Annotated in this window: 10 protein-coding genes; 5 read left to right on the top strand and 5 right to left on the bottom strand. The window is 54.4% G+C overall.

The window, feature by feature from the left end:
• Nucleotide 1 precedes the first annotated feature (1 nt).
• Nucleotides 2–1039, bottom strand: a complete 1038-nt coding sequence (locus BC440_RS18010) for a MoxR family ATPase (RefSeq protein WP_007089058.1) — start codon at nt 1037–1039, stop codon at nt 2–4.
• A 115-nt stretch (nt 1040–1154) separates the two neighbouring features.
• Here BC440_RS18010 and BC440_RS18005 point away from each other — a divergent pair, with 115 nt between their 5' ends.
• Genes BC440_RS18005 through BC440_RS17985 form a run of 5 tightly spaced genes read left to right on the top strand, consistent with a single transcriptional unit; the run spans nt 1155 to nt 4684 of the window.
• A complete protein-coding gene (locus BC440_RS18005; protein ID WP_063095302.1) occupies nt 1155–1736 on the top strand; it encodes a DUF1285 domain-containing protein in 582 nt (193 codons plus the stop codon).
• Nucleotides 1733–2368 (top strand): CoA pyrophosphatase, encoded by a 636-nt coding sequence (locus tag BC440_RS18000; protein WP_071240839.1) that lies wholly within the window; start codon nt 1733–1735, stop codon nt 2366–2368. Before BC440_RS18005 ends, BC440_RS18000 begins: the two co-directional genes overlap by 4 nt.
• A 19-nt stretch (nt 2369–2387) precedes the next feature.
• Nucleotides 2388–2675 (top strand): hypothetical protein, encoded by a 288-nt coding sequence (locus tag BC440_RS17995; RefSeq protein ID WP_007089055.1) that lies wholly within the window; start codon nt 2388–2390, stop codon nt 2673–2675.
• A gap of 51 nt (nt 2676–2726) precedes the next feature.
• On the top strand, nt 2727–4037 hold the full coding sequence (locus BC440_RS17990; RefSeq protein ID WP_071240838.1) for a CCA tRNA nucleotidyltransferase: 1311 nt from the start codon (nt 2727–2729) through the stop codon (nt 4035–4037).
• Between the two features lie 2 nt (nt 4038–4039).
• On the top strand, nt 4040–4684 hold the full coding sequence (locus BC440_RS17985) for a GDSL-type esterase/lipase family protein (protein ID WP_037990554.1): 645 nt from the start codon (nt 4040–4042) through the stop codon (nt 4682–4684).
• A gap of 24 nt (nt 4685–4708) precedes the next feature.
• On the opposite strand, the gene BC440_RS17980 is transcribed toward BC440_RS17985, so the two are convergent.
• The 4 genes from BC440_RS17980 to BC440_RS17965 all read right to left on the bottom strand — a co-directional run bounded on the left by BC440_RS17980 (nt 4709) and on the right by BC440_RS17965 (nt 10119).
• Nucleotides 4709–5050 carry a hypothetical protein gene (locus BC440_RS17980; RefSeq protein ID WP_071240837.1) on the bottom strand — a complete coding sequence of 114 codons (342 nt, stop codon included), beginning with the start codon at nt 5048–5050 and terminating at the stop codon, nt 4709–4711.
• Nucleotides 5051–5175: 125 nt separating this feature from the next.
• A complete protein-coding gene (locus tag BC440_RS17975) occupies nt 5176–7020 on the bottom strand; it encodes a GGDEF domain-containing protein (RefSeq protein WP_071240836.1) in 1845 nt (614 codons plus the stop codon).
• A 213-nt stretch (nt 7021–7233) separates the two neighbouring features.
• Nucleotides 7234–8172 (bottom strand): site-specific tyrosine recombinase XerD, encoded by a 939-nt coding sequence (gene xerD, locus BC440_RS17970; protein WP_083379421.1) that lies wholly within the window; start codon nt 8170–8172, stop codon nt 7234–7236.
• Between the two features lie 12 nt (nt 8173–8184).
• A complete protein-coding gene (locus BC440_RS17965; protein ID WP_071240835.1) occupies nt 8185–10119 on the bottom strand; it encodes an antifreeze glycopeptide in 1935 nt (644 codons plus the stop codon).
• Nucleotides 10120–10181 lie beyond the last annotated feature (62 nt).

Below are 10181 nucleotides of genomic sequence, written 5' to 3'. Positions count from 1 at the left end.
CTTATTTCTCCTGCAGATATTCCAACGCGTTGGTGATCAGGCCTCTGGCGGTGAAACCCTCGGCACGTGCCCCATAGGTCAAGCCGAAACGATGGCGAAGCACCGGAACGGCAAGGGCTTCGATATCTTCGATCGAGGGGGCGAAGCGGCCAAACAGCATGGCACGGGCACGACAGGCAAGCGACAGGGCCTGTGCCGCACGCGTGCCGGGGCCCCAGGCAACATTATCGCGGATATCGGCCATATGCGTGCTTTCCGGTCGGCATTCGCGGCAAAGTGCAATGATGGTATCCAGCACCCGGTCGGGCATCGGCAGACGCCGGACGAAATCCTGTGCTTCGGCCAGATCGTCGGCCTGAAGCACCTGCCGTGGGCGCACAGGATAGCGGCCAGTGGTTTCGGTTACGATGCGTCGTTCTTCATCTTGATCGGGATAGCCCAGCCGGACTTCCAGAAGGAAACGATCAAGCTGTGCCTCGGGCAGGGGATAGGTGCCTTCCTGTTCCAGCGGGTTCTGGGTTGCCAGAACGTGGAACGGTTCCGGAAGCTTGTGGCTGTAACCGGCGACGGATACTTCGCGTTCCTGCATGGCTTGCAACAGGGCGGACTGGGTGCGCGGGCTGGCGCGGTTGATTTCATCGGCCAGAAGCAACTGGCAGAAAACCGGGCCTTTGATGAAACGAAATGCACGTTTGCCGTCCGCGCCTTCTTCCAGAACTTCGGAGCCAAGGATATCTGCTGGCATCAGGTCGGGTGTGAACTGGATACGCTTATCAAGCAGGCCAAGGACTTTTCCCAATGTATGGGCCAGTAATGACTTGCCAAGTCCGGGCGCACCGACCATCAGGACATGTCCGCCGGATAAAATGCCGATAAGTGTTTGCTCTATGGCTTCATTCTGCCCAAATATAACAGATGAAACCATCTTGCGGGCTTCGTCCAACCGGCCAACACAGGCGTCAAGCCGCCCTGCGTCGCGTTCAAGGCTGCTGTCTTGTGAAAGACCCATTTCTTCGGGAAAACGTGGCGCGTTTGTCATGACAGGAAACTTTGCTTCCTCTGTTGTGCCGGTAATCGAAGCCGGTTACCCAATAAGGATGGTATCAGCGTTATAAAAGCGCGCAATCTTTTGGTTTCGGACCTAAGTGTATAGCATGAGCAGTAACGAAAAAACCGTCGATCTTGCCGAAAAGCTCTGGACCCGCCTTCGCGCCGGAAAACCGGCAGGCGGACGCCATCCACAGATCTGTGGCGACATTCCCATGTCTATAGGTCGTGATGGAACCTGGTTCTATCAAGGTGGGCCGATTGGCCGTATCGAACTTGTCAAACTTTTCGCATCTGTCCTGCAACGCGACGAGGAAGGGGGGCACTGGCTGGTGACCCCGGCCGAGATGGCGCGGATTGAGGTCGAAGATGTTGCTTTCATTGCGGTCGAACTGGAAAAAACCGGCGAGGGCGCGGCATCGGTCATCCGTTTTCGCACCAATATTGATCAGTGGGTCGAGCTTGATGAAAATCATGGTTTAAGGGTTGAACACGATCCCGAAACTGGTGAACCGTCGCCATATGTGAAGCTTGATCGCGGTCTTGAGGCCCGACTGAACCGGGCTGTATTTTATCAGCTGGTCGATATGGCTGACGAGCTTAAAGAACCGGAGACCGGCAAAATGCGTATTGGTGTTTACAGTCACAATCAGTTCTTCGAGATCGGAACGCTGGAGGCTGGCGAATGACACCGGCCCAGATCATTGCCGCATTGAATGCGCCGCGTGATGATATTCTGCAGCGGCGTGGGGACCATGCGGTTGACTATCCGGGATCGAAATCACGCGCGCGCGAATTTGCCGAGGGGGAATTGATTGCGCGTCCGGCAGCGGTTCTTGTGCCGCTTGTACGTCGCGACGAAGGCCTGCATGTGATTTTGACGCGCCGCACCGATCATCTTAGCGATCATGCCGGTCAGATCAGTTTTCCCGGCGGTCGTCAGGAAGACCATGACAATACGCTTGAGGAAACCGCCCTGCGAGAAACCGAGGAAGAAATTGGGCTGTCGCGCGCGCATATCGAACTGGTTGGTCGTCTGGACGATTATTACACTGTAACCGGATATCGGGTGACGCCGGTTGTTGGGCTGATCACACCGCCTTTCGACCTTGCACCCGATGCACATGAAGTGGCAGAAGTATTTGAAGTACCGTTGGAATTCATTGTTGAACCGCAGAACCAGAAACTTCAGACCGTGACCTTCGAAGGGGCAAAGCGCCGCTATTTTGCCATCCCGTATCAGGAATATTACATCTGGGGGGCAACGGCTGGAATGCTGGTGAATTTCAGCGAGGTTCTTAAGGCGAGTACTGAACGGTAATGATTGGAGACTATCGGTAATGCTGCGACAGATTATTCAGATTGCCATTCCCGTAATCCTGCCGTTTCTTGTTTACGGTCTTTGGCTTAAATGGGCGCGTGCAAAGGCGATTCGAGAAGGGCATGATGTTATTCCGCCCTGGGACAAAGGGCCGTGGCTTTTGCTGCTTGGTATTGGTGTGGCGCTGGCGGCGGCAATCCTGATTGTAACGGCACTCGGGACTGGTGCATCACCTGATTCCATTTATCATCCGCCGGTATTAAAGGATGGTGTCGTTCAGCCAGGATTTTTCGAACCCAAGGAATAATCCGGAACAAGACATCCGCCTGCAAGGTTTCAGGCCAGCAAAGATTTACCGATGACCGAACTGACAGCAACCGGGCATCTGCAGCCCTACGGGGTGATGACGCATCCCGACACAGCACGTGTATTTGATGCGATTGCAGCACATGGTGGCACGGCCCGCTTTGTTGGCGGGATCGTACGCGATGCGCTTTTGAAACGTGATCTGATCGATGTGGATATCGCGTGCGACCTGAAGCCGGAAGAAACCGTTATTGCCCTTGAAAAGGCGGGGCTCAAAGTTATCCCTACCGGGCTTAAGCACGGCACGGTGACGGCGATAACTGATGCATCGGCCTATGAAATCACGACGCTGCGCATTGATGTCACGACCGATGGCCGTCATGCAGAAGTCGCCTTTACTGATAGCTGGCTTGGCGATGCCAGACGTCGTGATTTTACATTCAATGCGCTTTATTGCGATCTGGACGGGACGATCTATGATCCGTTTGACGGTGAAACGGATTTGCGCGAAGGCCGGGTACGGTTCATCGGTATTGCCGAAGACCGGATTGAAGAAGACTACCTTCGTATTCTGCGATTTTTCAGGTTTCAGGCATGGTTTGGTCGACCACCACTTGACCCGATTGGTGCGGAAGCATGCCGCAAGGGGGCGCAAGGGCTTCGGGATATTTCACCCGAGCGTATTCGCGATGAGATGTTTAAATTGCTGCGTTCACGCAGCCCGGCAGCCACGATTAAGGAAATGATCGGCTTTAATGTGTTGCCGGTTATCTTGCCGGATTTGGCAGATACACCGCGACTTCGCATGATGGAATGGCTTGATAGCACGGCTCTTGCCGATTCTGCAATCAAGCCCGATCCGTTGCGCCGTCTGGCGGCCTTGTACCGTGCGCCGGAAAATGCTGATGACGATTTGCAGGCGGCAACCGAATTTGGCAGGGCATTGAGATTGTCCAACGACGAAGCTGACCGTTTCGCGGCAATGATTTCCAATGCCAATCTTATCAGTGCCGATTTGTCCGAGGATACGATCCGGCGTGATCTTTATCGCATCGGGCCGGATGCCTTTCGCGATGCGGTTTTGATTGCCTGGGCGGCGCGTGCGGCGATCCCGCCACGGGCCAGCAGTGCCGAAAACCGCGATTGGCAAGCTTTGTTGCAGGCGGCAACAGACTGGGTCGATGTTAAAATGCCAATTCAGGGGCGGGATCTTCTCGCAGCGGGTCTTGTGACCGCCGGGCCGACAATGGGCTGGTTATTGAAGATGGCGGAAGAATACTGGATTGCAAATGCCTTTGCGCCCGGTCGCGAGGAACTGATGAATTATTTGGCGGCGCAGAATGCCGCAAAGTTGCAGGAGTAATCATGACCGAAGGTGTTACAGGTCATCGCATTTGCTGTTTTGGGGACAGTCTGGTCAATGGCGTGCGCGACGGGGATAAAGGCGGTTGGCCAATACGGCTAGGCCGCCGGTTGCTGGACGAGGCCAAGCGCGAAACGACGATCTATAATCTGGGCATTCGTGCCGAAACCAGCGAGGGTTTGAAAGCCCGTTGGAAGTTTGAGGCCGAACTTCGCATGGTGCCGGAATTCCCGACGGTTTTAATGTTTAGTTTTGGTGTGAATGACGCCAACCATGCCGAAGACCGTGGCGAGGAAACCACCATGCGGGTTTCCCCCGCCAAATCGGCGGCAAATGCAGCAGAGATCATAGGCGAAGCATCCAAATTGGCACCGACCTTATGGATCGGACCGCAGGCAGTTATTGACGGCGGCAAGTCTAGTAAGGAAATCAACGAACGCCTTGAAGGGCTAAACCAGATATATGCCGAAACGGCGCGGGGGTTTGACGTGCCTTATCTTGATCTTCATGCAACGACGCTTGCCGATCAGGATTGGCAGCGCGCGCTTCGTCGTGGGGATGGCTATCACCCGGACCGGGCCGGTTATGACCGGATTGCCGAACTGATCTGGAACTGGGATGGGTGGAAACGTACCCTTGGGCTTTAAGGCCGGGTTATCGTTGCTGTCAGTTTAGACGTAGAAATCAACAAGGCTGCCACGGTTGTTGGCACCGCTAGCGAAGGTGTGACTGGACTTCCCGTTGGCTCCGTAGCTGTTGGCGGCATCATCGGCCTGATTATTTTCAAGTGTCAGGGCAGTCTGGCCATCCTGAAACCGGCGTTCATTGCGGGCTGTTTCCGCGGCACGCTGAACGCGTTCGATTTCTTCGTCAGAAAGCTGGATCGAGTTTGCGACCTGCTCGACGGATTGCTTCTGTTCCTGCTGCGTCTGGGATGCACGTGGCGACACCGGACTTGCCGGGCGGACCGGAATCGGCGGCAGAATTTCAGAAGTGCTGGTAACGCTGACCATGATGGCAGGACGGCTCGCTACATTTGTTATGACGGGCGGCAAAACAGGTGTGCTGCATTTTCCGGATTTTAGCGTCAGTGATTTTAAAGAAAAGCGTTATTTGCAACGATAACGCGTATCGCCTGTTATCCGGGTTCCTGTATCATCGGCGCGATATTGTCCGGAGCGTCATAATGGCCTGCGGCAAAGCGGGTCACGCTATTTTTGGCAATCGTTTTGAGTTTCGCGGCCTCGATCGAGATATGGTCAAGCGTAATGTCTGTGCGTTCCGGCGGGATACGTACCAATGCCGCACTAACCGTCATCAAAGGAAATTCGCTGCTTTCACCGTTGCGCCCCTTGCCAATCAGGTAACCCTGATCGCGGGTTTGGGCGTCATAGAAGCTTTTGATCTGTTCATCGAACATGGATTGGGCACGTTGAACCGCACTTACGGCATCCTCGAAGTCAATTGACTGGACATAGGCAAAGAAATCATCGCCGCCTATGTGACCAACAAACCAGTCATTCTGGCTTAGCGCTTTGCCCAATATATCCTTGAAAAGCAGTATGGCGCGATCACCTTGCCGGAAACCGTAAAGGTCGTTGAAGGGTTTGAAATTGTCGAAATCAAAGTAAACGGCAAAGCGACGGCGGCGCGGTTTGGCAAGTGCGTTGGCCGCATAGCGATAAATCGCACTGTTTCCCGGAAGACGGGTCAGCGGATTTTCATCGCGTGCATTTAGCGTATTGCGTTCATTAACCGCGCGCAGCAGGGCACTTTGATCAAGCACGCCAAGGTAAACCCCCTTTTCAGTCAGGATCACACCATCAAGCGAGTTTGCCGCGACAAAGGTTTCAAGCAGTTCTGACAGACTGGTATTGATATCGGCAATCGGGCAGCGGCGTAAAAACCGGCTGATATTGGTTCGGTTCGCCGGATTTTGCAAAAGCTCGCGTCCGAACGGGGTATAGATGAATGCCTTGAAATCAGAGTCCCGGATAACGCCAAGCGGTTCGCCTTGCCGGTTGATGACCGGAGCGATGGCAATGTCGGTATTTTTCTGGAAATAGGATAGAATCTCGACCGGGTTGATATTGTTTTCGATTGGTGGTGTTTCAAGAAGATATGACCGCAGCACATCACCATCACGTTCAACACCGCGCCGGTTTTCCAGTGAAACACCGGAAATGGCAGGCACAATGTCGGTACGTTCTGGTAAATCGACAGATGGCCGCGCGATGAAAAAACCCTGAACCAGATCGCACCCGATCCGGCGACAGCACAGAAATTCCTCTCGGGTTTCAACGCCTTCGGCGACAACCTGTGCGGCAATCATGTGCGCGAAAGCGGTGATCTGCGATACAAACAGTTCCTTGCGCCGGTCGCGATCAATGCCGTCGATGAAAAACCTGTCAATCTTGATAATGTCGGGTTCGCATTCATACAGGGCGCGCAACTGGGCAAAGCCACTGCCGTAATCATCAATTGCTACCTTGAAACCCTGACTGCGATATCGCAGCAGGATATCCTGAAGGTACTGAGCGTTGCTGATGTCGTGCCGTTCGGAAATTTCAAGAAAGATGGTGTCGCGTTCAAGTCCGGCATTGCGCAAGAGTTCCGCGGTGCGACCGGGCTGATAATCCCGGGTGCGGACAACGCGACTGTCAAAATTATAGAAAAGCTTTAAACGGCGGGCTTCGGGCAGACGCGCGAATTTTGCAATCGCCTTCTCGCGCAGCATCATATCCACACCGTGCAGGTTTCCGGTTTCCCAGGCGGTATCGAAAAGGGACTGGATCGACTCAAAGCCGCTGTCTTCCCAGCGACGCAAAAGCGCTTCGTAGCCAAATATGTGGCCGGTATGCGGGTTGACGATCGGTTGAAAGGCAAAGTCGACTTTTTCGACGATCTGCTTCCAGTTCCGAAGGCGGAGTGCCGAGCCGGCAGCTCTGTCCGCGGTCAGTTCATCCTCCGCATCAAATGCCAAGGCTATTCCCCGATCTTGAAAAATTTACTGAATCCTCTGAACGGCAGGAGCATCACGGTACATGCAAAGCTCCTAACGCAGGATCGGCAACAACCTGATGACAGTACAGTTACGAATATATGACATCCGCAGAAAACCGACACTTTTCACAGCATTTGGTCGAGGTTTCTTATACAGAGAGCTAGACAAATTTTGTGATTCCGGCGGGCGAAGTCAGCTACGTTGCAGTTGAGCAAGTGGATGGTGTTCCTGCACAAGGCCGCGTAAACGCGATTCGAGGACGTGGGTATAGATTTGTGTCGTTGAAATATCCGAATGGCCCAGCATCTGTTGCAGGCTGCGCAAATCGGCCCCGTTTGCCAGAAGGTGGCTGGCAAAGGAATGACGCAAGACGTGCGGGGAAACCCGTGACGGGGCAATTCCGGCCTCGGCGGCAAGGTCCTTGACCATATTGAGGAACATCTGGCGCGTCAGATGACCCGATTTGCCGCGCGACGGAAACAGATAGGGTGATTGGCCGGGCTGGTTTGCCTTGGTGACCGGAATAAACAATGCCCGGACTTCAAGATAATCCCTTAAGGCATCACGGGCAGGATCGGACAGCGGGACGAGCCGCTCCTTGTTTCCCTTGCCCCGAACGATCAGCATTTGCGGGTCACGCGCTGCAGCGGCAAAAGGCAGTTCAACCAGTTCGGAGACGCGCATGCCAGTGGCATACATCAGTTCTACCATCGCCAGAAGGCGTTTGCCCTTGATGCCGTCATGATTGGTGGCGGTGACAATCAGTCGATCAATTTCATCAATGGTCAGGAATTTTGGCAATGTATTGCCCTGCCTGGGGCTGTCGATATGGGCAGATGGATCGTCATTGCGATATCCATCGGCATAAAGGAATTTGTGGAACTGCCGGACGGCGGACAGTCGACGGGCCTGGGTTCGCGGCGCCAAACCTGCATCGCCAAGCGATGCCATATATTTCCGGACATGGATGTCCTGCGCACCGATCAGGTCCGATTTTTGCGTTTTCAGACTTGCAACATAATCTTCCAGATCACGGCGATACGCGTCGAGCGTATGAATGCTTGCTCCACGTTCTGCTGCCATCATTTCCAGAAAGGCCGCGACAAGATTGCTATTAAGCGGTTGTGCCACGATATCTGTCCGTTATTGGCTTCGAGCCATCAGGATTTCGACGGCAAGACGGCGCGCCTCGCGGTTAAGCCCGATATGGTTGAGTGCGGCAACCGCGTCCGAAAGATCCTTCGGATCACCGTTGGGAACCCCTGCAACCTGCTGCGCATGAATGGCAAGGGCGACGGTTTTGCCGCGCTGCATATTCATTGCTGCGGATTCCAGATGATGGTTGACTGCCGTGCTTCCGGTTTGGCGTTCATCAAGATAGGGCGCAGTCAAAAGCGCATCCCAAAGTGCAATCGGGACTTCAATGCCAAAGCCGTCAAACAGGCTAAAGATCAGTTCTGAATCACGTTTTGCCTGAATCTGATCGCCGCGGGCGGCGTCCATTTCCTGCCATTCGGTCATACGGGCGCGGTGTTTGGCCTGTGCGTCGTTCATCGGTGCAGAAGTTTTGGCTGGTGGCGTAAGAGTTACAGCACCGCCCAGTCCATAACGGACAGGCGTTGTTGCCTCATCGTCGGGCAGATTAACCGTGACACTGCCATTCGACCCGTCGGCCATTTCGGTGGCGGTTTGTGTTCCGGTATCTTCAAGTCCGGCAAGTGCCAGAACCGGATAAAGAAGGATCAGACGGGATTCGATATCGTTGCCCGGATTGGAACTGTTTTTGGCGGTTTGCAGCCAACCGGACGCACGTTCCATATTGTTTGCCGCAATCGAGGATTTTAGCGCATCAATCGCAAACCACGAAAAATCACTATTCACCGGGATATCGGTCAGCAGATCGGACGTCAGGCGTGATACCTGAACGAAATCACCATTGATGATTGCAGATTCATAAAGGGCAGCAAGGATTTCCGCACGGACTGCTGCAACGTCACTTTTGGCGGCCGCCTGATACAGTTTGGCATATTGGCGGGCCTGCACCCCTTCGGGGGCATCGTCAAGCGCATTGGTTATCGCATCTGCGTCAAAAGAGACGTCGCTATAAATCTTGCACAACTGCGCGGCTTCGATCAGGCCAAGTTTTTCAGCTTTGCGGGCGGCTTCAAGGCGCACATCGGTCGACGTTGCACGCGCATTGATCATGCCCAGAATGGCGGCGGCATTACCGGTTTCAAGCTGATTGGTCGGAATGCTTTGCTTGGCGATTTCAAGAAGCGCAATATCGATCGGGCGCAACGTGTTCAGCGAGTTCAGAATGTCTTGCGACGGGGCCGATCCATTCCGGATGGCTGATACCAGACCAAAGAAGGTTTTGTCGGTTTCGCCTTCCATTTCGCGGACCAGATCTGTCGAAAACGATGCCGATGTCCGGTCATTGGCATGAAGCGCGCACATGACAGCGGCTTTGAGCCAGAAAATATCGTCGAAGTTGTTGCTGTAACCATCGATTGCCGCACAGGCATCATCAAGTTTTCCGGCAATCATCAAAGCATTGACTTCTGCCTGTGCCAGCAGCGAGCCCCGTGCCCCTTGTGGTGTGGCGCGGACCAGATCAATCGCACCGTCCAGTTCACCCATATTGATCAGCTTGGCAGCACGCGTTTCAAGCATGCTGATTTCCTTGTGATCATCGGGAACGGCCGCGATGCTTAACAACAGGCGACGTGCAAGGTCGCGGCCCGTATGCGTTGCGGGCATTGCCGGAATATCTGTCAGAAGACGTGCCGCCGTTTCCCGGCTTGTGCCGTTCCACATATCGGCACCAAATCCTCCACGTTCACGTCCCAGTGTGCCAACGGCCTCAGCATCAACAGCTTGCAACGTAACCGTCTGGACCGCGTCGGGGGCGCTTGGGAATGTATCTGGTAGTGTGCCGGTACCCTGACCAAAATTGCTGTTTTGGCCCGAATTGCCGCCTGTTGCAGGGGCGGTCGCATCCGGTTGCGAATTTGCGTTCTGTTCTGCTTCCTGTTTCAAAAACAGCGGCACCGGTGCCTGCGCGTTGGCAAAAGCCATGGGCAAGGTGATTCCTGTCCCTGCCATCATTGTGACGAAACAGGATTGCATCAGCAGGCGAG

Source organism: Thalassospira sp. MIT1004 (genome assembly GCF_001858545.1).
GTDB classification, from domain to species: Bacteria; Pseudomonadota; Alphaproteobacteria; order Rhodospirillales; family Thalassospiraceae; genus Thalassospira; species Thalassospira xiamenensis.
The sequence above is the reverse complement of the archived record's forward strand: the minus strand, read 5'-3'. Positions and strand labels throughout refer to the sequence as shown.